A 24,317-nucleotide genomic window follows, 5' to 3' on the forward strand; every position below is an offset into this window, starting at 1 on the left:
TTGGCCCACAAGTCTGCCGAATGCGACTTCGTGGAGGTGGGGCTCTTCGATGACTCGACGATTTCTGTTCTTAGTACGCACCATTGCTGGCCACCACGGCTTTCATGGTCTTGGCAATAATGAGTAGGTCTCCGACCATCGACCAGTTCTCGACATACGAAAGATCAAGCCGGACAGTCTCTTCCCAAGACAAGTCGGATCGTCCGCTGACCTGCCACAGGCCGGTGACTCCCGGCTTGACCAACAGTCGCCGACGAACCTCACCGTTGTAGGTCTCGACCTCGCGGCGCAGCGGTGGCCTCGGCCCCACCACACTCATCTCGCGCTTGAGAACGTTGATGAACTGCGGAAGCTCGTCGAGACTGAAACGGCGCAGTACTTTGCCCACGGGTGTCACGCGCGGATCTTCACGCATCTTGAACAAGACCCCGCCTGCACCCTCGTTCTGATCGAGGAGGTGCGCAACCTGCTTGTCCGCATCGGCGGTCATACTGCGGAACTTGATCATCGAGAACGGCGTGCCGTCGATGCCCATCCGCTCGGACTTGTAGAACACCGGTCCGCGACTGGTTGTCTTCACTGCGATGGCGACTGCGAGCAGTATCGGCGAGATCAGCACCAGCACCAGAGCTGCAAACGTGAGGTCGAAGGCGGTCTTGCTGAACCGGGTCGCGCCGTTGTACTGAGGCTTCTCGACGTGAATCAGCGGAAAGCCGGCCACGGGACGCATCACCAAGCGTGGCCCGGCAACATCGACCACACCCGGCGCGACCACCAAGTCGACGTCCTTCTTCTCGAGATCCCAGATCATCTTGCGAATGCCCTTGTTGCCGAGGTGCTCGGTTGCGGTGACGGCAACCGTGTCGGCACCGCACTCACCGATTGCGTCGAGAACATCGTGCTCATCCCCCAGCACCGGGATGTCGGTGCCTTCCACATGAACCAGCCCGTCCCGCGGAGCCTCGTAGCCGGGCATGCAGATACCCACCACCGCGTAACCCGAGGACGGAGATTTCTCGAAAGACTGTGCCATCGATACCGCGGCCGATCGGCTACCCACGATCAACACCGAGGTCTTGTACTCGCCCTTGCTGCGCATTCGAGTGACGACCTTGCGCCACACCCAGCGACTCAGCAGCAGTGCGAGCAGTCCGACGGGCAAAGCAATGGCCAGATACAGGCGAGCGAAGTCGATGCGGAACAACAGCGACACGATCGCGATGACGCCGAACAGACGGAAGGTTGCCGAGACGATACGTCGGTACTCCTCCGCGCCGTTTCCGATGACGCGAGGGGATCTGGTGCGGAAGATGGCGAGGAAGGCGATCCAGAGAACGCCCAGGGCAATGGATACCCCGGTGTACGTGAGTGTCGGTAGCAAGCCCGTCGTCGCCACATCGCTGTCCCCGAAACGAACGACCTGAGCCAGTGCGATCGACAGAACGACGACGACGACATCAGCTACGCGCAGCCGCCTGATGTATTGCTGTTCCCACACGTGACGCGACGTCAGGGTGCGTGTTGCGACAGCGCCCTGCCGACGCGGATATCCCCACAGAGAGCGTTGTGCAGCCCCGACAGATGCCACGTGCTCCCCTCCTCTGCATTGCGGCGCCCACCGAAGGTGAACGCACCTGCTCGGTTCGAACCAATCCGGAAAGCAACTGGTACCGAATTGAAATAGTCCCATGCCGTTATCCAATGCACCACGCGAGCGGCCGAGATCACAAATAAATAACAGCAGGTATCCGGTCTACCACACCATGGCTGACTAGGCGATATGTGAGACAGAAGCCCACTCGGTGTAACCGCGACAGGGCCGAAAAACGTTACATCTGAACACAATCGGCACCGCAATGTGAGGCTCCACAGGTTACAGCGCCGTTTATTGTGTAATTGACAGCCTCACTCCTGCCAATAGCACGCCGAACAAACCACCACACCGCTCCGCGACGGCGAAACAAGGATTTTGCCTACATGGGCGTACGCGAGAAGTCGAATAGCCGACGAGCTACATCTAAAGGAATGACCGTGAGAATCATTCCAACGAATGAATTTGTCGCTTGGGATTGTCGGTCGCGATCAGGGACGGCCGAGCCCGCGGTAGTTCCACCCCGCCGCCCGCCACTGCTCCGGGTCCAGGCAGTTGCGGCCGTCGATCAAGGTCTTGCTGCGCACTGCGCCCTCCAGGTCCTTCGGAGTGAGTGCCTTGAACTCTTTCCATTCCGTCAGCACCAACACCACATCTGCGCCCTCGCAGGCTTCGAGCGCGGAGTTGCTGTAGGTCAGCGTGGGGAACAGCGCCCGCGAGTTCTCCATCGCCTTGGGGTCGTACACGTTGACCGCGGCACCCTGCAGCTGGATCTGCCCGGCCACGTTGAGAGCTGGTGAATCACGCACGTCGTCGGAATCGGGCTTGAAGGCCGCGCCGAGCACGGCGACTCGAGCGCCGAGGAGAGATCCGCATGCCTCGCGGGCCAGCTCGACCATGCGGGTACGGCGTCGCATGTTGATGTTGTCGACCTCGCGCAGGAACGTCAGGGCCTGGTCGGCACCGAGTTCGCCCGCCCTGGCCATGAACGCCCGGATGTCCTTGGGCAGGCAGCCACCGCCGAAGCCGATGCCGGCGTTGAGGAACTTGCGGCCGATGCGCTCGTCGTGGCCGATGGCGTCGGCAAGGACGGTGACATCCGCTCCAGCTGCCTCACACACCTCGGCAATGGCGTTGATGAACGAGATCTTGGTGGCCAGGAATGCATTGGCCGATGCCTTGACCAGCTCGGCGGTAGCCAGATCGGTCACCAAAAACGGGATCTTCTCGTCGAGCAGCTGGGCGTAGACCTCGCGGGCCAGTTCCTCGGCGCGGCCCGGGCGGGCACGGTCCACACCCAGCACCAGGCGATCGGGGTGAAGGGTGTCTTTCACGGCGTAACCCTCGCGGAGGAATTCCGGGTTCCAGGCGACCTCGACGTCGTCCCCAGCGGGTGCGAGTTCGCGGGCGATACGGCCGAGCCGCTCGGCTGTGCCCACCGGCACGGTCGACTTACCGAATATGACCGCAGGCTTCGTCAGCAGCGGTGCCAGCGTCTCGATGACCGAGTCGACGAACTTCATGTCGGCCGCGAACTCCCCCTTCTTCTGGGGAGTACCGACTCCGAGGAAGTGCACCTCAGCGAAGTCTGCGGCTTCCTGGTACGACGCGGTGAAACGCAGACGGCCGGCCGCGATGTTGCGCTGCAACACCTCTTCGAGACCGGGCTCCCAGAACGGGACCTCACCGGCTTCGAGCTTGGCGAGCTTGGCCGGGTCCACATCGACACCGAGCACCTCGTGGCCGAGTTCGGCCATGCACGCGGCATGAGTGGCACCGAGATAGCCGGTACCGAAGACTGTGATTCGCATTTCTATTCCCCGTCGGTCGTTCTGAACAATTACGCACCCAGAAAGGAGCCTGTGACGATCAGTCACAGTAAGCGCCTGGAGGACACCGCCTTCAGGTCACGCGCACACATGGGAATAGTAAACACAGGCGATCACGGTCGTCACCCAAGAGACCGTAGTCACAGGACCGGCCAAACAATCAGCTTCTAGAAGGTTTCTCACCTGCGAACAGGGAACTGCGGATTCTCGGGCTCCTCGACGGCCTCGGCGCAGCGGTGGATGAAATCGCTCAACTCGGTGCGAACATCAGGGGCAAGCAGATCCAACGGGGCCTCGGTGCCGTGATACTCGGCGAATGCCGATGTGTAGGCGTCCACGCTGTCGGAGATCACCGCGTGCAGCGAGGTCGACCGATTCAGATGCACCCGTGCGATCTGGTCTACTCGATCGGACAAGAAATCATGAAAAGAACTCTGCGCCATGGTAATACCGGATCCGTTCTCCGAAATAGTCGACATCACACCATCATACGAACAAAACCGACCGCCTGCACGGTGAGTGGGCCGAGAAAGAGGACCGACGTCAGTACGCGCCTTCGCTCTTGAACACGGCCACAGCGGTCTTGGCGATGATGAGCAGATCCCCCGTCATCGACCAGTTCTCGACGTACGAGAGATCGAGGCGCACGCTCTCCTCCCACGACAGATCGGAGCGGCCACTCACCTGCCACAACCCGGTGATACCCGGCTTGACGAGCAGCCGGCGTCGCACCTCGCCGTCGTAGGTTTCCACTTCTCGACGAAGTGGCGGGCGCGGACCGACCACACTCATCTCGCGCTTGAGCACGTTGACGAACTGCGGTAGCTCGTCGAGGCTGAACTTGCGCATCACCTTGCCGACGCGGGTGACCCGTGGATCGTCACGCATTTTGAACAACACCCCGCCCGCGCCCTCGTTGAGAGCGGCCAACTCCTGCACACGCCTGTCTGCATCCTGCACCATGCTGCGGAACTTGATCATCTGGAAAGGCTTGCCGTCGATGCCCATTCGCTCGGACTTGTAGAAAATCGAACCCTTGCTGGTGAGTTTGATGATCACTGCGAGCGCAATGAGGATCGGTGAGATCAGCAGCAGCACCGATGCGGCGAACACGAAGTCGAAGGCCGTCTTGCTGAACCGCTTCGCGCCGTTGTACTGAGGCTTCTCCACATGGATCAGCGGGAAGTTCGCCACCGGCCGCATCACCAGCCGCGGGCCGGCCACGTCCACCACACCCGGCGAGACGACAAGATCCACCTTCTTCTTCTCCAAGTCCCACACCATCTTTCGCAGGCCGCGATGGCCGATGTGCTCGGTGGCCGTCACCGCGACAGTGTCGGCTCCGGAGGTCTCGATGGCCTCGACAACACTGTGCTCGTCTCCCAACACGGGGATCTCGACGCCGTCGATGGTGAAAGAAGTGTCGTTGCCGGGCTCATAGTTGGGGAGGCAGATGCCGACCACGCTGTAGCCGGCTTGGGGGGAACGCTCGAAGGATGCGGCCATCGACAGCGCCGAACTACGGCTGCCGACGATGAGCACCGACGTCTGATAGCCGCCGCCGGCGCGCCTGCGGGAGACAACCTTGCGCCAACCCCACCGACTGAGCAACAGGCCGATCATGCCGACAGGTAGCGCGATAGCGAGATACAGACGAGCAATGTCGAACCGGAAGAGCAGCGACAGAATGGCAATGGTGCCGAACAAGCGGAACGTGGCCGAGACGATGCGTCCGTATTCCTCCGACCCGTTGCCGATCACCCGTGGGGAACGAGTGCGGAAAATGGCGAGGAACGCCAACCACAACACCGCGAGTACAGACGAGACTCCGAAATAGCTCACGATGGCCCACGGCTGACCGAAGTCGATATCACCAAAACGGATGATCTGAGCAACCGTCACGGCACCGAGAACAACAAGAGTGTCGGTCACCCGCAGACCCTCGGTGTAGTGCGCTTCCCACTCGCGCCGAGACGTCACCTTCCGCATCCTCCTCGCGTCGCGCCGCGAAACTACCGGATTCTGCGTATTCAGATCGCTGACCGACACTGATTCCCCCTCGGTACGTGTGCCTTGTCGAACTTCCGTGATCGACACAGCACCGTGCCTCCCAGTCCTATTATCTGCCTTCATCGCGCTGAACGTGACTTGTGATAACGATATGTTGATCGACGCGAAGCCGCAGGTCGTTACATGTTTCGAGTGCATTAACCAGAGGCGTCCAGAGTGTTTCTGGCAGCGCCGAATTCCCTGATCTGTTCCACCCCCGGGGACCACTAAGCAACAGATTCTCGTTCGATGTCAAGCATTGTCGGTCGATTGCACGACGCGCGGTGCCATTCCCGAGAAGGCCGTCCACATTCGGAGTCCCAGTTCCCGTTGCCCGGCACCGCTGTAGTGGATCTTCTCGGTCTCGCTGTTGTAGAGCCCCTTCGGGCCCGGCACGTACGCAACGTTTGTCCTTCGACGCGGAGTATCGGCATGTACCGCGTCGATGACGGCGTAGTTGGGGTCCCCCGATTCGATTTCGTCCGGCACCATCTGACCCAGAACGAACGGGGCATCACCGAATTCTTCACGCAAGGCGTCGATGAGACTGTCGAGTTTCTCGGCGTATGCCAGCCCGGTCAGCAACGGTACGTCGCTCTCGCCCTCATGCCACAGCACCGCGGCGAGCTCGTTGCCGGGCTTGGTGGCCAGACCGGTTCGGATGCGCTGCACAGCATCCCAGAACAAATTGACGCGGGCCCCGGTATCGGCCGGGTCCCACGAGATGCCATGGATGCGAGCAAACCCCGAGTCTCCGCGCGCGTAGGGAACGAGCAACACCGGCTTACCCGTCGTATCGGCGAGGTGCGCTGCAAACGTGGGAGCGAATCCGACTGCCTTGGAGGGGACCTCGTGAAACAGCGGATTGCTGCCCGCCACGATGGTGTTCTTCGACCGACCCGACGCTGCCCACTGATGCACCCGTGGATGCGGAGCGTCGAGACCGGATCGATCCAACCCACGGCCCCCGCCATGAGCGTTCGATTGCCCCAACACTGCGACCACCAGGTACGGCTCGTCGAACTCCTCCACCGGAATGCCTCGTCCCAGACGCTTCTTGACGACGTCCTTCGCACGCACCTTCAGGTCGTCACGAAATCCCATTTCAATCCCCCTCATCGACTGCAATCGTTCTGCGCCGGTACCCCGGCGAATCGATCACCTATCCATTGATTGACGGCGTCGCCGTTCACGTCTCCGTGCCCCCGCCCGGCCTGTCGATCGATGGTGATGACGTCTCCGAACGCACAAGCCTGCTCGAGTGCCGCATCGGTCCACGCCGCGTCGATGAAGGTGTCGGCGTCGCCGTAGGCCACCAGCATCGGTGCCGACGCCGGCCCCGTGGGCACGGCCATCGCCGTCAGCGCCGCGCGCAGTGCCGCCGCAGCCTGGTCGGACTTGGGCGCAAAGTCTTTGTCGCCGAGCCGTTTCACCGCGTCGTCGCGGGCACCGGCCTTGTCCGGAGTACACCCGGTGAGCGCAGCCCAGTCCTGCGCGGCGTTTCCGCTGCGATAGTCGTCGAGATTCAGGGCAGGATCACGTCGCGACAACGACTCGAGTACCCATTGGAGCAGCGGACCCTGATCGACGGTCAGTGTCCCCGCGATGGCCTTGTCCACCAACCCGACCATGTTCGCACCCGGTGCCAGCGCCACCGAACCGACCAGATCCAACTCGGGGGCGTAGGACCCGGCGAGTTCGTTCGCGGCCCACGCAGCGCCGCCGCCCTGCGAACCACCGAACGCAGCCCACCGAGTACCAGCGTCGGGAAAGACTGTACGCAAAGCCCGAACGGCATCGATGACGTCGTAGCCGGCCGCGATGTTGTCCAGGTAAGCGTGACTGCCGGGGTCCCCCAGGCCCTCGTAGTCGGTGATGGCCACGGCGAATCCCGCTGTGGTGTAGCCCTGTACGAGCGCCGAAGCACCGAGCAACGAGCTGGATTCCGACGGCGCACAGTCCTGCTCGATGCCCGTCGTGCCATGGGCGTAGGAGATGATCGGCCAACCGCCCTCGGGGGCATCACCGGACGGGGTGAACACCGTGCCCGATACTTCTCGTTCCCCCGCTCCCGGCTGTACCGAGCGATACACCACCTTCGCAGCGTTCACTCCCGAAAGCCGCACCTGGATCGGCAGATTGGGCATGGTCTCGGCACTGACTATCGACCCGCTACCTGTCCCAGGGTCCGCGATCACCATTGGCTCGGGATCCGAACCTCGCACCGCCGCCGCGACGCCGCGCTGCACCTCCGCACCGATCGGTACGACGGCGGTGCATCCTGCCAGGACGGGCAGCAGCAGCAATGCTGTGAGCGCTCGATGGGTTCGACGCATGAAACTATTTGCTGGCCTTGAACCTACGGGCGTAGGTCAACGCAGGCTTCTCGATGAAACGGTAGGTCAACGTTCCGAATCCGATGCTGACCACGCTGACCAGAACGAAATTGCGAAGCATGCCCAGCGGGCTGTCGCCGGCCATCCAACCGAAGCGACCCACCATGATCAGGATGGGAAAGTGCCACAGGTACACGCTGAGCGAGATCGTTCCCACATAGCTCAGCGGTGCCCAATCGGCACGCTCGGCGAGCGAGGACTTCTCCCCTCGGGCCAGTGGAACGATGATGAACAGGATGAGCAGGGCCGAGCCGAGGGCGACGGTGGAACTCTGCCAGCGAGAGTTGTCGTCGATCAGCTTCAGTGAGATCGCGGCTGTGGGGATCATCGCGATTCCCGTCCACCACCGCATCTTGGTTGCGATGGCACCCTTCATGATTCCGTTGTCTATCGCGACGAACACCACGGCTGCGAGCATCCCGTACGTGAAATTGTCGGCCAACGACCAGAAGCTACGGCTGAGCACCGCGACCTCGTTGGGTCCCCAATCCAACAACTTCGGATCGGTGATGCCCGACGGCCCCACGAGCGAGGCGGTGTACAGCTTTCCGGTCACCCCGATGACGAACATGATCACCACTGGAATCATCGCCAGCAGCGGGGCCGAGATGGACGTTCGCTTACGCAGATAGAACGCGATGCCCGTCAGCAGCGGAAGCGCGAGATAGAACGCGAACTCCAACGACAGCGACCACGACGGGTTGATCCCGGTTTGGAGCATGCTCGGAATGTAGGAGTGCACCAGAGTCAGATTGGCCAGCAGCGTCAGCGGATCGGTGAGCACTCCCAGTCCGTTGTCGGTGAAATGCCGCTCGGCGACGGCCGCGTTCTCCACGAACACCGCGCGCATGACGAAGTTCGCGAACAGGAAGATGAACAGGTACGCGGGGAACACGCGCAGCAGGCGGTGCATCGCGTAGCTGACGTTGTTCGGCATCGGTTTGCCCGCGAACAACTTTCGCACCATAGGCAGGAAGATGAGGAAGCCCGACAGGGCGAAGAAGAAGATCAGACCCTGGCCGAGCAGCCCGAGCTTGTACGTGAGCACGGTCTGCGGCGAGTAGTGACCACCGACGTGCACGGCGAGCACACACAGACACGCGAAGCCACGCGGCCCGTCGAGGCCGAGAATACGAGCGGGCCGCTTCGACTCACTGCTCACCGGAGACGCAGGCTCGGTTGCTGCGGCCGCGGTGCTGTCTGGAGTTGCTGTCATGGCTGCCTTCTGAAGGTCACGGAGCCGGAGCCGCTGGGGCTGAGGCTGGGCAGAAGCTGACGGCCTCGGTGCCGGCGAACCGGTCCGCCAGCCATCCGAACGCAGCAGCACCGTCGATGTCTGCGTGACCGGAATTCGGTTGGAGCACATACTGAATACTGTCGCCGTTGCCGCAGCCGGCGGCGATCGCCGCATCCGTCCACGGCTGTGAGATCAACGTGTCCTTGCCGCCGTAGATCACCAACATCGGAGCCGACGCAGGCGACTTGGGCAGGCTCATCTCCCTCAGATAGCCCTCGAGCGTCGCGGTCGCCTCCGGAGTTGCCGGGCGCAGATCGTCGTCGCTGATCTGAGCCGCCAAGGACGTACGGTCGGCAGCGAGGACGCCGCCACAGGCCGACAGCTCGTCCCACTTCTCGGCCACGATGCCCCTGCGGTAGTCGTCGAGATTCAGGTCGGGATGAGCCTGAGCCAAGCCCACCAGAACCCACTGCAGCAGCGGCTTCTGATCCTCGGTGAGCGTGCCGCTCGCTGCCGCCGCGGCCAACCCGGTGATGTCTGCTGCAGGAACAAGGCTGACCGATCCGACCATGTCGAGACCCTCGCCGTAACTCTTCGCCAATTCGTTTGCAGCCCAGGACGCTTGACCACCCTGAGAACCACCGAACGAAGCCCATCGAGTCGAGGTGTTCGGCACCAACTTGCGGGCGGCACGTACCGAATCGATCAGGTTGTTCCCAACGGTACGTGCATCGAGATACGGGTGATAGGTGCCGTCGAGACCGAGCCCCTGGTAGTCCGAGACCGCAACCACGTGTCCGGAGCGCACCAGCGCAGCAACGATCTGGGAACTGCCGAGCAGCTCCGGGTCGGTCGACGGGCCGCAATCCTCGAGCACCCCCGTGGTGCCGTGGCCGTAGGCGATGATCGGCCAACCACCTTCCGGCGCTGTACCTTCCGGGGCGAAGACGGTGCCCGATACCCGTTGCTCGGATCCGTCCACTCCGGACGTCGATGTGTACACCACCCGCGCTGCGATGGAGGAGATCCCGCTCAGCCGGCGATCGACCGTGAGCAACTCCTCTGCACTTTCCAGAGAGCCAGGACCGTCGTTGCCGTAATCGGCGGGCAGCGTGGCCCCGACAGCCACGGATTGCGGATCCACCACCGCGTCGTCCGAAGAACACCCCGCCGATATCAAGACCAACGCCAATGCGCCGGCCGTTGCCGCTCTGCGCAGCATCGTCGTTCCTGTGTAGTTCATCGCTTCTCCCCCATGACTTGCCCCAGCAATTGTTCGACGTGGTCTCGATGGTCGATCGAATCTCGCGAAATCCCCCTCGCGAGCACAAGCACACTGCCGAGAACGATCCCCATGACGCCGCCCAGCATCGCGTTGCTCGTGCGTTTGGGGCTGGTTGCCGAGCTCGGAGTGGCGGCCGCGTCCACCAGAGTAAGTTGAGACACCGGCCCGTCGGCCCCCAGATCGATCTCCGCGGCCAGCTTGACCAGTTGGACCGCAACGGAATTGGCGATATCACGGGCGCGGTCGGCGTCGGCGTTCACCACCGAGATCTCGATCAGCGCAGAGCCTGGACTCGGCAGCACTGTGATGTCCTTCTTCAGCTCGGCAGGTTCGATCGGCAGATCCTGGGACGCGATCACGCGTCGGAGCACCTGCTCGCCGGTGGCAAGCTGAACATACGACTCGACACGAACCAGAGATCCACGGTTGCCGTCCAACGAATTCTTGGGTGACGGTGGACCGGGCGCAGTGACGAACACTCGTGAGGCTGCCGTGTAGGACGGTTCCACGAACGATGTCGCCAACCACGCGACGCCCGCCGACAGTACGGCCGCAGCCACGATCAAAGCCCAGCCGGACAACAGAATACGGCCGTAGTCCTTGAGGGTCGGCACACCGGCGGGCGCGATCATCGCTTCTGCTCACACGTGTTGACGGGTCGTTGGCCGGCGAACATACCCTTGACCCACGGCAACGACCGACTGCTGTCCAGATTGCCGTGACCTTCGCCCTGATGCAGCTCGTATTCGACGACGTCTCCGGAGTCGCACGCGCGCTGCAACGCCTTCTCGGTCCACGGTTCGAGTATCAGATCGTCTTCGCTGCCGTACATGACCAACAGTGGTGTTGTCGAACGTTGTTGCGGCAGAGCCATGGCCGAGAGGTAGCCGCGCAGACGATCCGTCGCCTCCTGGCTCACCGGCTTCAGATCCGAGGGCTCGAGCTGCGTCTGCAGCTCGGGAACATCCAACGATCCCGGCGGGACGCACTCGAGCAGATCGTTCCATCGCTCCCGCGCGAAGCCGGACCGGTAGTCGTCGAGATTCATCTCGGGATGCGAGATCGCCAGCGTATCCAACGCGTACATCAGCAAGGGATACTGCGCTCGGGTGAGCGTCTCGTTCGCTGCCGCGTCGGCCAGACCGGCCATATCCGACACCGGCACCATCGCGGCCGTGCCGACGAGCTCCAGTCCGCCGCCGTATTCGGCGTTGCGGTCGCTTGCGGCCCACGCCGCCATCCCGCCGAGCGAGACTCCGTATGCCGACCACCGAGAGCTCAGCGTGGGCATGAAGTTCCTGGCCGCTCGCACGGCGTCGATCATGTTGTAGCCGAACGTCTTCGAGTCGAGGTAGGGATGGTAGGACCCCTCGAGCCCGAGACCCTGATAGTCGGTCATCGCCACCGCGAATCCGTTGAGAGCGAGAGCGGCCACGATAGGAGCGTTACCGAGCAGGTTCGCGTACAGCGAGGGGCCGCAGGCGTTCAGCACTCCCGTGGTTCCGTGCCCGAACGACACGATCGGCCAGCCACCCTCGGGCGCGGTGCCGGCCGGGACGATGACGGTTCCCGAGACCTCCGTCGGTTGACCGGTGACACCCGAGGTCGACCGATACACCACCCGGGTGGCGGAGGCACCGAGCTCGGTGATGTCGACGGCGATGTCGTCGATCGGTTCGGCCGAGATCAGCGAACCTGGAGCCGTACCACCGAAATTCGACGGAGGAGGCGGCTCCGACGCCGTCGCGGACGCCGTGACCGGAGCCGTCGGCGCGCCGGGAGGGATGACCACGGGTGCCTCCTGCGAACAGGAGACCAGCACCGCCGCGACGGTCAGCACCACGCCGACCTTGGCCGCGAACCTACCTGCCATCGAAGCTATCCTCTGCTCGCCGAGGAGCTCGCAGTGTCGCTCGTCGCCGGCGTAGGCCGGGGTGCTGCGGACTGGGCCGGTGCCGACGGAGCCGGCGTGGAAGGTTCTGCAGCAGAGGGCTTTACCGAGGACTCGCCGGACGACGAGTTGCCACCGAGAAGGCGTCGGGCGGAGGGCTCGAACGTGGTGACGACTCCCAGTACGGTGCCGCTGACACCGTCGAGCACCTTGATCGCACGTCGCAGCTTCTCCCGCGTCGTTCGACCGGTGCGCGCGAGAACCAGTGTGCCGTCTGACAATGCGGTGAGAATCGCACCGTCGGTGACCTCGAGCAGAGGTGGGGTGTCGACGATGACGTAGCGGTAGTCGCCGCGCAGTTCCTCGAGCACCTCGTGGGCGCGGTCCGATCCCAGTAGCTCGCTCGGATTGGGCGGCACCGGGCCCGAGGGCAGTACCGACACACCGTCGAACACATCGTGCACAACCGCGTCCTCGACGCCGTGCTCACCGGAGAGCACCGTCGACAGTCCGCTGTGCTGCTCGATGCCCAGGCGGGTTCCCAGGGCTGCGCTGCGAAGATCGCCGCCGACGAGCAGGACCCGGTGCCCTGCTTCGGCGAGAATTGCCGCCAGATCGATGGCGGTGCTGGTGCGGCCTTCGGCCGCGGACGGGCTCGTGACGGTGATGATGCGCGGCGGCGAGCCACCGCCGAGGAAGCGAATGTTGGTGCGCAGCGCGCGCAGTGGCTCGCCCATCTTGATCATCGACGCCACTGCTGCCTTCGGCCGTGTTGCATCGACCGGGAGTCCGCCGAGAACGGTGCGGCCCGAGATCTCCTCCGCGCGCGACCGATCCCGAACAGAACGGTCCAGCAATCCGCGAAGCAACGCGAGTGCAAGACCGACGACGAGGCCGATGGCAGCACCGAGTCCGAGGACGGTGGTCAACCCCATGCCGATCGGTGCGGCCGGAACATCGCCCTGATCGACGATGGTGGCACCGGCGGCCGGGCTACCGCCGCGCTGTGAGGTTTCGAGTTCCTGCACCAACTGGGTCAGCTGACCGGCGACCGCGTTGGTCAGGACCTGGGCGACCGCGGGGTCGGCGTCGGTGGCGCAGAGATCGAGCAACACCGTCTTGTCGATCGGAGTGGCGGTGACGCGTGAACGCAGCTCGTCCGGAGACATGTCCAACTGCAACTGATCGATCGCACGCTGGGCAACCTGTGTGCTGGTTGCCAATCCGGCATAGGAGGTGACACGTTCCTGCGAGAACAGGTTGTTCTGGTAGGCCTCGCCGACCGAGCTGCCACCTTCGGTGGTGACGAACAGACGGGCGCACGCCTGGTACTGCGGCGTCGTGAAGAGCGTGTAGGCCCAACCTCCGACGATGCCGACGACCATCGCGAGCGCGACGATCCACCATCCCGCGCGAAGAATGCGCCCGTACTCTCGAATCTCCACGAGTGCTCCAATCGAATGACGTCGGTCAAGGGGAAAGAATAAAGCGCAGCGAACGATTCGGCACGGCGTACATGTTGCGAGCGGGTGAAAGCGTGACAACATCAGTGCTTATGAGCATCACGCAACGAGTCGGTGCGGCGGCCATCGTGGTCGTCCCCGTTTTCGTTACATTCGCAATGATTCTCGGCGGAACTCCAGCGAAACTGGGCGCGTTCGCCCTCGTCGTGCTGACTGTGGGAGCGTACATCGGCCTACGTCATCCGCTGTATCTGACTCGCGCTCTTGCTTTTTCACTCGGCGCATTGCCGTTCGGATATGTTCCCGGTGTTCACGCCCCGTTAATTTTCGCTTTGGGAATCGCGGTCATCCTCGCCACTGTGATCCACCGCACAGCGGTGAGCCGCATCACATGGCCGGAAATGCCGATGATCGCACTGCTCGTTCTCTCCGCATTGTCGTTGTTCGCAACCAGTGGCGCACTCGTCGACTACGTGGAATTCGGCCAATGGGTCGTTTCCACATTGGTCGTCGTCTGCCTGTTGCGTATGCAGCGGGACGAGCTGGCTCTATTCGGCAGAATCTATGTCTACGCCGCCTCGGCCGCAGCCGCTTTCGCCGTGCTGATCTTCGTCGCAGATCCGGCCGGGAAACTGATTCGCTACCTGTCGATCTTCGGCTACGGCAGCGAGGAAGAAAGCACTCGTTTCGTCTACAGCCCCACCGGAGCCACCACTGTTCGCCTGGCCGGGACGTATATCGACCCCAATGCGGCCGGCATCGGATTCGTCCTGGCCCTGATGCTGTGCGTGCTGCTTCTGCGCGGCTACCTGCGCACAATGCTTGCCGCACTGCTGTTCCTGTCGATCGTCATGACGCTCTCTCGGGCAGCGCTGTTCTCCGTGGTCTTCGGCGTACTGCTGATGTTGGCGTTCCAGCAACTGCGCACCCGCGAGCGGCTCGCCATCGTCGGCTCCTTCGCGGCAGCATTCGTCGGCGCTCTCGCCGTACCGAGTGTGCGCAATCGCGTCTTCTCGTCGTTCGGTAGCGGGGACGCAGGCTCGAGTGCACGCGGCGACGCTCTGGTGGAGTTCCCCGGCCACATGCAGGGCCACTGGATGTTCGGACTGGGCTGGGGCCGTGCCGAATTCAAAGACCCCACGGTCGCTTTCGAAGTGAACTACGTAGCCAACACCCCGCTGCTGACCATCTACCGCGGAGGGTTGGTGGCCGGCATTGCCTTCGTCGCGATACTCGTCGTCATCGCCGTGGTCGGATACAAACTGCTCCGGGCCCGGCAGTGGGAGTACGGGTTCTACGGCGGCGGAATGATCGGCTTTGCCGTCGTCGCGCTGCAACTCGACTTCCCCGTTGTCACGATCCCAGCGACCACAATGGCGTTTTCGGTGATGTACGCATTTCTCGTCTACGCATGGGAAAAGTCGTCGGAAACCGATCCACTTGCCGACAACGCCCACGCTCTCGAAACGAAAAGCTTGGTTTCACCGAGAGAAGCTCGACCAGCAGTTTCATAACGATCGAGACGATATTTGGGAATTGCACAAAACCCAGTTTGTAGTGCAATGATTCTCCGCACCGGCCCGTCGAACGTTGGCACAGGCCCCCTGGTGGAGAGAATTGAAGATGGTTCACTTTCGCGGTGGCTTTCGCACATTGATTTCAGCGACAACAGCAATGATCGTCGCTGCCGGTCTTGCATTCGGAGCGCAAGCGCCTGCCCAAGCAGCCCCGACACCTCCCGGTGTCGGCATCTCGGACGGCGGCGGCCTGCTCTGGTCCACGGACGCCGAATTGGACACCACCGTCCAATTCGTCACCGCCATGGGTGTGAAGTCGATGCGCATCGCCATCCCGTGGTCGACCGTCGAACCCGTCCAGGGCCAGCTCAACTGGGCACCCGTCGACCGCATTGTGAACAAGCTGCGAGCAGCCAATATCTCGATGCTGGGCATCATCGCCTACACCCCATCGTGGGCCACCTCGCCGGTGAACCAACCCATCAACACCCGTCCTGCCTCGCCGGCCGCATTCGGTGATTTCGCCGGCAAAGTCGCCGCCAGGTACAAGGGCAAAGTGGCCGACTACGAGATCTGGAACGAACCCAACGGGGCGATGTTCTACGCACCGCAACCCGACGCGTCGGGGTACACCGCCCTGCTCAAGGCCGCATATCCCAAGATCAAAGCAGCCGATTCGGCCGCGACAGTCGTCGGCGGCGTGCTGGGTGCAGCCGAGCAGGCATACGGAGTGGTCAACCCCGTCGACTTCACCAATCAGATGTACACGGCAGGCGCGAAGAACTACTTCGACGCGCTCTCCTACCACCCGTATCAGTACTCGCTGAAGTTCTCCGAGGGCCCGTACGTCGACCACTCCCCGGCCCGGCAGGTCATGGACATGCGCGCGACGATGGTGGCGAACGGCGACAGCGCCAAGAAGATCTGGGGAACCGAGTACGGCGTGCCGACCTCGGTGGCCTCGGAAGATCAGCAGAGCGCGATGATCACCGACTTCGTCACCAAGTGGCGTGAGCTGCCGTACACCGGCCCGATCTTCCTGTATCAGCTGCGTGACCAGCAGACCGGCAGCAACGATCCGGAGATGACGTTCGGGCTGTTGCACACCGATTGGTCGGCCAAACCCGCACTGTGGGCGCTGATGAGCCTGCTGCAGAACAACATTCCGCGGACCCCGGAGTACAACCGCTTCGCGGCCGCTCCCAACAACTTCGGAGCCGTCCTCGGCCCGGTGTTCCCCGTTCGCGACACGTGGGCCCAGTATCGACAGGACGCCGTGGTGTACGAGATGCCCAACGGATTCGTCGGCGTACCTCGCGTTGTAGCCGAGGCCATCCGGTACACCGGATTTCTACCCACCACCCCGTTCAACGGCACCTACCAGGACTTCGACAGCCCCTACGGCCTTCGTGTGTTCTCCACCGCCGTCGGCGGTACCCACAACATCGGTGGTGGCATCTTCAGCGCCTGGGATCCAACCCTGGGCCCGGCCACGAGCGACGAGATCCCTCAGTACGGCGGCGGCGTGCGCGTGACGTTCCAGTACGGCGCCATCACGTGGGCTCCCTTCGTGGGGACGACCGTCACCCGTTGAATTCGGCACTATCTGATCGGGTATTCACATACCGGTAGGCCTTTTTATTCGCATTCTCAGTGGACTTTCTCGGCGTCTTCATTGCGGTCAAGTTAACTCTGGGCGAAGGCAGGGTTTCGGCGGCTCGCTGGATTAATTTGCGTTGTGAAGAACCTCACTCAGAGCTATCTATTTGTCGTGGAAACGGATATTCATATACAGCGAACGAATGACTCTTCGTGGCAGGATTACGTCCATTGTTCGTATGTCTCGTCGGGGGACGCCGATTTGTCCACGGTTCCGTCGTGCAGTGCCGCACGCTCGAACCCGGGTCGGTGCTCGAGATGCTCTCGCTCCATTCGAGTACGGTTCGACACGATGGGTAACTGATGGATACGAATATTGTTGTGTCGCATGTTAGTTCGCGTAAGCACTGCCAGGTGGAACCATGACCGACGGCACCGGGCTCCGCGTTGCGATTGCCCATGACTACCTGACCCAACGCGGCGGTGCCGAGAAGGTTGTGCTGGCGATGGCTCGCGCGTTCCCGGACGCGCCCATCTACACCACACTCTTCGAGCCGTCGACGACGTTCCCCGAGTTCTCCGACCTCGACGTGCGGCCTTCCAGGTTGAACCGAATCGGGTTCCTTCGCAAGAACCACCGCGCCGCCCTGCCACTGCTCCCGTTCGCGTCCTCGTCGATCGAGATCGACGCCGACGTGGTGCTCACCAGCACCAGCGGTTGGGCCCACGGCTTCCACACCTCCGGTCGCAAGCTCGTCTACTGCTACTCCCCGGCACGCTGGCTGTACGAATCACAGATGTACCTGGGTGAGGCGCGGAGTCCGCTCAAACGTGCTGCGCTAAAGACACTTTCAGCGCCGCTGCGCACCTGGGACCAACGAGCGGCCCTCTCGGCCGACCGATATCTCGCCATCTCCACCGTGGTGAAGCAACGCATCACCGACGCATACGGCATCGAGTCGACGGTGCTACCCGCGCCCTTCACCGTCGAGACAGCGACGCCGGAGTCGATCCCCGAGGCGGACGCGTTTCTGAGCGGCTCGGGCTACTACCTGTGCATCTCACGACTGCTGCCGTACAAGAACGTCGACAAGGTCATGGCCGCGTTCGCCGGCACCGACCGCAAGCTGATCGTCGTCGGCCGCGGCCCCGAAGCAGACCGGCTGCGAAAGCTCAAGTCCGACAACGTACTGATGCTCAGCGATCTGACCTCGGGACAGATGACCTGGCTCTACCAAGGTTGTAACGGTTTGATCGCCGCGAGCTATGAAGATTACGGATTGACCCCCATCGAAGCGGGCTTCCACGGCAAGCCCAGCGCAGTGCTGCACTGGGGCGGGTTCCTCGACACCGTCGAGGAAGGCGTATCCGGTGTGTACTTCGGTCAGCCCCAACCGGATTCGATCCGTGACGCGGTAACAGCGCTCGAGCAAACCACGTGGGAACCCTTGAAGATCAAAGCGCACGTCGAGCAATTCAACGAAGAACGCTTTGCCGCCGAACTGCACGCGGCAGTGTCCGAGATGTACACAGAAAACATGGAGAGGGCGGCATCGTGATGACCAAGCGCGCACTGATCACCGGCATCACCGGCCAGGACGGCCTCTACCTCGCCGAACTGCTGTTGAGCAAGGGATACAAAGTCTTCGGTTTGATTCGCGGACAGAACAACCCGAAGGCCGCCATGGTCGAACGGGAGCTACCTCAGGTCCAGATCCTGCACGGCGATCTTCTGGATCTCTCGGCCTTGATGCGCGCATTTGCCGTCGCCGACCCCGACGAGGTGTACAACCTCGGAGCTGTCTCGTTCGTGGCGTACTCGTGGGAGAACGCGCGCCTCACCACCGACGTCACCGGCGGTGGTGTGCTGAACATGCTCGAGTCCACTCGGCTCTACGAGCAGGTATCGGGCAAGCAGGTTCGCTTCTACCAGGCGTCCAGTTCGGAGATGTTCGGCAAGGTCCAGCAGGTACCGCAGCGCGAGGAAACGCTGCTGTGGCCCCGGTCCCCGTACGGCGTGGCCAAGGTCTACGGGCACTACATGACCATCAACTACCGCGAGTCCTACGGCATGCACGCCAGCTCCGGCATTCTGTTCAACCACGAATCACCCCGTCGCGGGCCGGAATTCGTCACTCGCAAGGTCTCCCAGGCCGTCGCCCGCATCGCCCTCGGATTGCAGACCGAGATCTCGCTGGGCAACCTCGACGCCAAGCGCGACTGGGGATTTGCCGGTGACTACGTCGAGGCCATGTATCTGATGCTGCAGCAGGACGAGGCCGACGACTACGTGATCTCCACCGGCGAAACGCATTCCATCCGAGAACTTCTGGACCATGCGTTCGCCGCAGTGGACATCACGGACTGGGAGCGTTACGTCAAGATCGACCCACAGTTCCTCCGTCCCGCTGAGGTCGATCTACTCGTCGGTGACTCCGCCAAAGCCCATGCAGCGCTGGGCTGGAAGCCGAAGGTCGCCTTCCCCGAACTGGTTGCGATGATGGTGCAGAACGACCTCGCCGAGCAATCGCCCGACACGGCCGCAATCGCGTGAACACCGGGCACCGCCCGACCGCGCTGATCACCGGAGTGGCAGGCCAGGACGGTAGCTACCTCGCTGAACTGCTGCTCGAACGCGGTTGGGCCCTCCACGGCGTTGCCAAACCCGGTGCGCTGCACAGCTCGGTGAACCCGCTCGTCGAGCAGCACCACGTCGATATCAGCAAGCCCGGGGTTGCCCAGGTTCTGATTCGCGACATCGAGCCCGACTACGTGTTCCATCTCGCCGGCATCTCGTCGGTGTGGCGATCGTGGAACGACCCGGTTCTCACCACTCAGGTCAACGGACTCTCTGCAGCTGCGCTGCTCGATGCCTGCTTCACCCAGCAGGAGGCGTCGGGCAGGCGCATCATGGTGGTGAATGCATCCAGTGCCGAGATCTTCGCCGGATCCGGAGTACCACTGCAGAACGAGGGGACCCGAGTTGCGCCGACTTCTCCGTACGGTGTGTCGAAAGCTCTGAGCCACAACATGGTCGAGGTCTATCGTTCCCGCGGTCTCGAGGCAACCAATGCCATCCTGTTCAACCACGAATCGCCGCGACGCCCGGAGACCTTCGTGACCCGCAAGATCACCAAGGCGGCGGCCGCCATCTCCCGCGGCACTCGTGACACGCTCGAGCTCGGCAACCTCACCTCGGAGCGAGATTGGGGCTGGGCACCCGACTACGTCGACGCGATGGCTGCGATGGCCGACTACGGCAAGGGTGACGACTTTGTCATCGCCACCGGTGAGGCGCACAGCGTGGCGGACTTCGTCGCCACCGCGTTCGAGGCCGTGGGGATCGACAACTGGCGTGACCACGTGCAAAGCGACTCCGAGATGCTCAGACCCGTCGACTCGGCAAGAATGGTGGGCGACGCCACCAAAGCCCGGGACCTGTTGGGCTGGGCACCGACCAAGGACTTCGATCAGATCGTCAAGGCGATGGTCGAGTTCGACATGACCGAGGAGATGGCAGCATGACAGCGGTGGAACGGCCTGTGGGCGACGCGGAACCCGAGATCTACGACGTGTCGAACTACAAGATGCAGGACATCACGTTCAAACGGAAGCTGCGCAATCGCGTCGGCACGCTCGGCTTCAACATGTTCGTGACCTTCATTCCGTCACACTGGATTCGGCAGAATTTCCTGCGCGCGTTCGGAGCGACGATCGGCAAGGACGTCTCGATCTTCCGCGGCACCACCATCCTCGATCCCGAGGGCCTCACCATCGGCGACGCATGCTCCATCGGATTCCGCTGCATGCTCGACGCCCGCGGCGGCATCACGATCGGCAGCAACGTCGTCATCGCCAGTGACACCCACATCATCGCCGGCTACCACGACCACAACTCGCCGGAGTTCACCCCGATCCTCGAGCCCTGCGTAATCAACGATTACGTGTGGATTGCCAGTCGCAGCACGCTTCTCAGCGGTGTGACCCTGGGCCGCGGAGCGGTCGTCGGCGGTTGCTCCATGGTTCGTGGAGACGTAGGCGAACTCGAAGTGGTCGCCGGAGTGCCTGCCAAGGTGCGCGCGATGCGCGATCCCAAGGCTCTCGCCTACCGCCCGAAGTATCGGCCGCTGTTCTACTGATGATTCTGCGCGACTGCCGACTCGTCTACCTCGCCCCTCGATCCGGAGTGGGCGGGGTAGGCGACTATGCCGACGATTTCGCCGACGCCGTGCGTCACCACTTCGGCGAAGTGATCGAGTATCGCCACGACGGGCCCGGGTCGCACTCGGTACGAGACATTCTGCGGCACCGCAAGGCAATTCAGGAGCTCGTCGACGCCGATCCGGAGCGCGTCATCGTGCACTGCGAACTCAGCGGCGGCTCGGTGATGCCGTTCTGGGCTACCGCTCGTCTCACCGGCAACCCGCTGGTGACCGCGACCGTGCACGACCCACCCGGCATCGTCTGGTGGCCTGCCCGCACCAAATTCCTGGCCGGCAAGAAGGTGCTCAACCACGGCCTGCACTACCCACTGCGGGCAGCGTGGCGCAGGCTGGAACGCGCCGTCGTCGGACGTCGAACGCTGTTCGCACTCACCCGCTCCGGTGCCGACTCCCTGGAACGCAGCTACCCCGCCGTGACGGCGGAAGCTGTCATGCACTTCGTCCCCGAACGGCCCGACATCACCCCGGCCGAAGATCGCCCCCTTGCCGTCGGCCTGTTCGGATTCGTCTACCGCGGTAAAGGATTCGATCAGCTCCAGCAGCTGCGATATCGTCTGCCGAGCGAGATTGCCATTCGCATCGCCGGACGCGGAACCGAACTGCTCGACCCCGTGGACGGAGTCGAAATTCTCGGAGAGGTGAACGGACCCGACGAGGACGCCTTCTTCGAATCCATCCGTGCACTCGTGGTGCCCTACGGCAAACGATCCATCTACGGCGACGCGTTCCCCGCTTCCGGTTCGGTGAGCCGTGCCATCGCCTACCAAACCCCGGTCGTCTGCCTCGAGGAAGGCGCTCTCTCCGAAACCGACGGCGGTGCACTGGTTGTCGCCGGCGGAACCGTCGAGATCGCCGACGCCACCGCTCGCCTCGTCACCGATCGAGAAGCGCTGACCCGACTCCGCCACGAAGTGGAGACACTGCGCAGCGCCAACGCTCCCCACCTGGTGGCCGAGAACTTCGTGTCTGTGTGGTCGAAGTGAACGGCAATCTGATCAAGGCCGGGGTCGCCGCCCTGTGGACCTACGGCGGGCGCGGAATCGGCCTGCTGTGGACAGTCGCGCTGATCGCCAAGCTGGGGATCAGCGACTACGGCCAATACGCCATGGCGTTCGCACTGGCCGCGATCCTCGCCGCACCCCTGGATCACCCGTTCACCGTGCGCTCCATCCGCGTGAGCGAACGAGAGTTCCTGGGCGAGCGCACCACTCGTGTGCTGGCCGGCGCCGTACTGATCGTCGGCGGACTGTGCCTGGTGCAGGTGAGCTACATCGCCTGGTTCGCTCTCGTCATCGGCGGCGGCGAGTTGGTCTTCAATGCCTACAAGAGCAGGGCATTACGCGACGGCCGTCCTGATCTGACACAGCGCCTGGACACCACTCGCCAAGCGACCTCCATCGCGCTCGCAACGGCGTACCTGTTCGCCGTTCCGGACCCGTCGCTGACGGAGGCCAGCCTGCTCTACGCTGCGCCGTACTTCGTCATCGCGCTGCTGGCCGCGCTGCAGACCCGAGTCGCGGCACCGCGCATCCCCGGATCGTGGCGCGAGATGTCGATGCTGTTCTCGGAGAACCTCGCCAACGCGGTCTACATCCAGGGCGACGTGCTGCTGCTCGGCTTCCTCACCGACTCGACGATCGCCGGGTACTACTCCGTCGCTGCGGTGACGGCCTGGGCCGTGGCCTTCATCGGGCAGGCCTTCGGCAGCACCTTCCACGAGAAGCTGCGCGCAGCAGACGGATTGGTCAGTGCCGGTCCGGCGTTGAAGCACACGGCGATTCTCGGCGCTGCCGCTGGATCTCTGCTGTTGGCGGCCGGAATCGTACTGTTCTTCACTCCGGCATCCCCGCAAATTGCCGGCGCTCTGGTGGTGATGTCCCTGTTCGTGGTGATGCGGGTGATGAACCACGTGTTCACCACCGTGCTGTACCTCCAGCATCGCGACCGCACGCGGGTGCTGGCTGCCGCAACACTCGCGCCGCTGAAGATGGTGCTCGTGTTGTGCCTGTTCCCCTTCGGTGCCGTCGGCGCAGCCGTGGCGTCGGTGATCACCGATGCCGTGCTCCTCGTCTGGTTCATGCGCGCCCTGTACCGAGATCCGGTGAAAGAAGAAGTGACGCAATGAGACGCGCAACCTTCCTGCTGTCCAAGGACCCCGTCACCGAACACGGTGGCGACATCGCATTGTCTCGCTTGATGATGCAGCTGGCCCGCGAGGCCTTCGAGGTGCGCTCGATCTGCCTGTCCAAGGAGACCGATGTAGCCCCCGACGTCGTCCGCGTTCCCAAACCGAAGGTCGATGTCGGTTTGCTGGCGAAGTCGCTGAGGCCGACCCGCTCGGTGGTACACGGGCGCTACGACGTCGACGCCTTCCGTGATGCGATCGACGCATCGACCTCGGATGTGTATGTGGCCGAACACAGTTACATGGCCGAGTCGTTTCTGCGCTCGGCCAAACTGGGGTCACCGTTCGCGATCAACACCGTCAACACCGAATCGCAGGTATGGAAGGTGACGCGCGGATTGATCGGCCGCATCGAGGCACCGCGCATCCTGCGCGACGAGATTCGCGTCGCACGCGCAGCGGATGCCGTCGGGACGTACGACGCCGACGAGGCGCAGATGTACCGAGACAAAGGTGTGCGTGACGCTCGCTGGATCGACCTCACCCTCGAACCCGCGCCGCAGCTGAATCTGGCCGAGACCGCACAACGTCTGGTGTTCATGGGCACTCGCGACTGGCCGCCGAACCAGGAGGCCTTCAAGATCGCTCTGGAGTACTGGCCGGCCATCTCTGCGGGCATCGACGGTGCCGAGCTGTGCATCATCGGCGCTAAGGCCCCGGGTGCCAAGGATCCCGTCTATCCGGCCGGAGTTCGCGACCTCGGTTTCGTCGACGACCTGCAGGAATTCCTCGGCACCTGCCGCGCTCTGATCGCACCCGTCGCCACCGGCGGCGGCGTACGCGTCAAGATCCTCGACGCCGCGAGCAAAGGCCTACCCGTCGTCGGAACCTCCGCGGCCGTCGGATCCCTCGACTCGATCTTCGAGCTGCCCACCTTCGACGACAAAGAGCAGTTCGTCGCCGAATGCCGCCGCTACCTGCTCGATCGCACCGCAGCCGTCAAGGCAGGCGAGCGCATCTACGAACTGAACACCGCACGGTGGCACGACCGCATCCCCCACTCCACCGTGGAGTCACTGATCGGTGCTCCGCTGACACGCACCCTAGGATGA

The 24,317-nt window shown here is 63.1% G+C and carries 20 protein-coding genes; 9 read left to right on the plus strand and 11 right to left on the minus strand.

The genetic code is table 11. The annotated features are described in order from the left end of the window. Positions 1 to 70 precede the first annotated feature (70 nt). The 11 genes from BH93_RS24430 to BH93_RS24480 form a co-directional block, all read right to left on the minus strand. Positions 71 to 1,690 (minus strand): sugar transferase, encoded by a 1,620-nt coding sequence (locus tag BH93_RS24430; protein WP_080738996.1) that lies wholly within the window; start codon positions 1,688 to 1,690, stop codon positions 71 to 73. Positions 1,691 to 2,082: 392 nt separating this feature from the next. Continuing rightward, positions 2,083 to 3,408 (minus strand): UDP-glucose dehydrogenase family protein, encoded by a 1,326-nt coding sequence (locus tag BH93_RS24435; RefSeq protein WP_197914708.1) that lies wholly within the window; start codon positions 3,406 to 3,408, stop codon positions 2,083 to 2,085. Between the two features lie 191 nt (positions 3,409 to 3,599). Continuing rightward, positions 3,600 to 3,899, minus strand: a complete 300-nt coding sequence (locus BH93_RS24440; RefSeq protein WP_155290918.1) for a hypothetical protein — start codon at positions 3,897 to 3,899, stop codon at positions 3,600 to 3,602. Positions 3,900 to 3,963: 64 nt separating this feature from the next. Then, on the minus strand, positions 3,964 to 5,409 hold the full coding sequence (locus BH93_RS24445; RefSeq protein WP_052065055.1) for a sugar transferase: 1,446 nt from the start codon (positions 5,407 to 5,409) through the stop codon (positions 3,964 to 3,966). A 312-nt stretch (positions 5,410 to 5,721) separates the two neighbouring features. Then, entirely contained in the window at positions 5,722 to 6,573 is an 852-nt protein-coding gene (locus tag BH93_RS24450) for a sialate O-acetylesterase (protein WP_052065017.1), read from the minus strand. Positions 6,574 to 6,584: 11 nt separating this feature from the next. Then, positions 6,585 to 7,805 carry a lipase family protein gene (locus tag BH93_RS24455; protein WP_037173074.1) on the minus strand — a complete coding sequence of 407 codons (1,221 nt, stop codon included), beginning with the start codon at positions 7,803 to 7,805 and terminating at the stop codon, positions 6,585 to 6,587. A 4-nt stretch (positions 7,806 to 7,809) separates the two neighbouring features. Next, positions 7,810 to 9,081 (minus strand): acyltransferase family protein, encoded by a 1,272-nt coding sequence (locus BH93_RS24460; RefSeq protein ID WP_037173076.1) that lies wholly within the window; start codon positions 9,079 to 9,081, stop codon positions 7,810 to 7,812. 16 nt (positions 9,082 to 9,097) lie between these two features. Then, complete coding sequence (locus tag BH93_RS24465; protein WP_242459056.1) at positions 9,098 to 10,345, minus strand: lipase family protein; 1,248 nt, start codon at positions 10,343 to 10,345, stop codon at positions 9,098 to 9,100. Then, positions 10,342 to 11,019 (minus strand): YveK family protein, encoded by a 678-nt coding sequence (locus tag BH93_RS24470; RefSeq protein ID WP_037173077.1) that lies wholly within the window; start codon positions 11,017 to 11,019, stop codon positions 10,342 to 10,344. The genes BH93_RS24465 and BH93_RS24470 overlap by 4 nt, the downstream gene beginning before the upstream one ends. Next, entirely contained in the window at positions 11,016 to 12,260 is a 1,245-nt protein-coding gene (locus BH93_RS24475; RefSeq protein ID WP_037173079.1) for an alpha/beta hydrolase family protein, read from the minus strand. Before BH93_RS24475 ends, BH93_RS24470 begins: the two co-directional genes overlap by 4 nt. A 5-nt stretch (positions 12,261 to 12,265) precedes the next feature. Continuing rightward, positions 12,266 to 13,723 carry a polysaccharide biosynthesis tyrosine autokinase gene (locus BH93_RS24480; RefSeq protein ID WP_080738997.1) on the minus strand — a complete coding sequence of 486 codons (1,458 nt, stop codon included), beginning with the start codon at positions 13,721 to 13,723 and terminating at the stop codon, positions 12,266 to 12,268. Positions 13,724 to 13,833: 110 nt separating this feature from the next. Between BH93_RS24480 and BH93_RS24485 the strand changes: the two genes are divergently transcribed. From BH93_RS24485 to BH93_RS24525, 9 genes are all read left to right on the plus strand, one after another. Then, a complete protein-coding gene (locus tag BH93_RS24485; protein WP_037147145.1) occupies positions 13,834 to 15,255 on the plus strand; it encodes a hypothetical protein in 1,422 nt (473 codons plus the stop codon). A gap of 160 nt (positions 15,256 to 15,415) precedes the next feature. Beyond that, a complete protein-coding gene (locus tag BH93_RS24490) occupies positions 15,416 to 16,852 on the plus strand; it encodes a cellulase family glycosylhydrolase (RefSeq protein WP_242459057.1) in 1,437 nt (478 codons plus the stop codon). Between the two features lie 427 nt (positions 16,853 to 17,279). Then, positions 17,280 to 18,416, plus strand: coding sequence for a glycosyltransferase (locus tag BH93_RS24495; RefSeq protein WP_037173081.1), 1,137 nt, complete (start codon positions 17,280 to 17,282; stop codon positions 18,414 to 18,416). Then, complete coding sequence (locus BH93_RS24500) at positions 18,416 to 19,411, plus strand: GDP-mannose 4,6-dehydratase (protein ID WP_037173083.1); 996 nt, start codon at positions 18,416 to 18,418, stop codon at positions 19,409 to 19,411. The genes BH93_RS24495 and BH93_RS24500 overlap by 1 nt, the downstream gene beginning before the upstream one ends. Then, complete coding sequence (locus BH93_RS24505; RefSeq protein WP_242459058.1) at positions 19,408 to 20,382, plus strand: GDP-mannose 4,6-dehydratase; 975 nt, start codon at positions 19,408 to 19,410, stop codon at positions 20,380 to 20,382. The genes BH93_RS24500 and BH93_RS24505 overlap by 4 nt, the downstream gene beginning before the upstream one ends. After that, a complete protein-coding gene (locus BH93_RS24510; protein WP_037173088.1) occupies positions 20,379 to 20,996 on the plus strand; it encodes an acyltransferase in 618 nt (205 codons plus the stop codon). The genes BH93_RS24505 and BH93_RS24510 overlap by 4 nt, the downstream gene beginning before the upstream one ends. Further along, on the plus strand, positions 20,996 to 22,063 hold the full coding sequence (locus BH93_RS24515) for a glycosyltransferase (protein ID WP_242459059.1): 1,068 nt from the start codon (positions 20,996 to 20,998) through the stop codon (positions 22,061 to 22,063). Before BH93_RS24510 ends, BH93_RS24515 begins: the two co-directional genes overlap by 1 nt. Beyond that, positions 22,051 to 23,205 carry a lipopolysaccharide biosynthesis protein gene (locus BH93_RS24520; RefSeq protein WP_242459060.1) on the plus strand — a complete coding sequence of 385 codons (1,155 nt, stop codon included), beginning with the start codon at positions 22,051 to 22,053 and terminating at the stop codon, positions 23,203 to 23,205. Before BH93_RS24515 ends, BH93_RS24520 begins: the two co-directional genes overlap by 13 nt. Further along, positions 23,202 to 24,317, plus strand: a complete 1,116-nt coding sequence (locus BH93_RS24525; protein WP_037173091.1) for a glycosyltransferase — start codon at positions 23,202 to 23,204, stop codon at positions 24,315 to 24,317. The genes BH93_RS24520 and BH93_RS24525 overlap by 4 nt, the downstream gene beginning before the upstream one ends.

Origin of the sequence: Rhodococcoides fascians A25f, from assembly GCF_000760935.2 — a bacterium.
Classification (GTDB): Bacteria; Actinomycetota; Actinomycetes; order Mycobacteriales; family Mycobacteriaceae; genus Rhodococcoides.

Excerpts from the sequence above, each read along its gene's own strand:
- BH93_RS24430 (WP_080738996.1), bottom strand. The coding sequence starts at position 1,690 with ATGGGACTATTTCAATTCGGTACCAGTTGCTTTCCGGATTGGTTCGAA.
- BH93_RS24440 (WP_155290918.1), bottom strand. The coding sequence starts at position 3,899 with ATGTCGACTATTTCGGAGAACGGATCCGGTATTACCATGGCGCAGAGT.
- BH93_RS24445 (WP_052065055.1), bottom strand. The coding sequence starts at position 5,409 with ATGCGGAAGGTGACGTCTCGGCGCGAGTGGGAAGCGCACTACACCGAG.
- BH93_RS24450 (WP_052065017.1), bottom strand. The coding sequence starts at position 6,573 with ATGGGATTTCGTGACGACCTGAAGGTGCGTGCGAAGGACGTCGTCAAG.
- BH93_RS24455 (WP_037173074.1), bottom strand. The coding sequence starts at position 7,805 with ATGCGTCGAACCCATCGAGCGCTCACAGCATTGCTGCTGCTGCCCGTC.
- BH93_RS24460 (WP_037173076.1), bottom strand. The coding sequence starts at position 9,081 with ATGACAGCAACTCCAGACAGCACCGCGGCCGCAGCAACCGAGCCTGCG.
- BH93_RS24465 (WP_242459056.1), bottom strand. The coding sequence starts at position 10,345 with ATGAACTACACAGGAACGACGATGCTGCGCAGAGCGGCAACGGCCGGC.
- BH93_RS24470 (WP_037173077.1), bottom strand. The coding sequence starts at position 11,019 with ATGATCGCGCCCGCCGGTGTGCCGACCCTCAAGGACTACGGCCGTATT.
- BH93_RS24475 (WP_037173079.1), bottom strand. The coding sequence starts at position 12,260 with ATGGCAGGTAGGTTCGCGGCCAAGGTCGGCGTGGTGCTGACCGTCGCG.
- BH93_RS24485 (WP_037147145.1), top strand. The coding sequence starts at position 13,834 with ATGAGCATCACGCAACGAGTCGGTGCGGCGGCCATCGTGGTCGTCCCC.
- BH93_RS24490 (WP_242459057.1), top strand. The coding sequence starts at position 15,416 with ATGATCGTCGCTGCCGGTCTTGCATTCGGAGCGCAAGCGCCTGCCCAA.
- BH93_RS24495 (WP_037173081.1), top strand. The coding sequence starts at position 17,280 with ATGACCGACGGCACCGGGCTCCGCGTTGCGATTGCCCATGACTACCTG.
- BH93_RS24500 (WP_037173083.1), top strand. The coding sequence starts at position 18,416 with ATGACCAAGCGCGCACTGATCACCGGCATCACCGGCCAGGACGGCCTC.
- BH93_RS24510 (WP_037173088.1), top strand. The coding sequence starts at position 20,379 with ATGACAGCGGTGGAACGGCCTGTGGGCGACGCGGAACCCGAGATCTAC.
- BH93_RS24515 (WP_242459059.1), top strand. The coding sequence starts at position 20,996 with ATGATTCTGCGCGACTGCCGACTCGTCTACCTCGCCCCTCGATCCGGA.
- BH93_RS24525 (WP_037173091.1), top strand. The coding sequence starts at position 23,202 with ATGAGACGCGCAACCTTCCTGCTGTCCAAGGACCCCGTCACCGAACAC.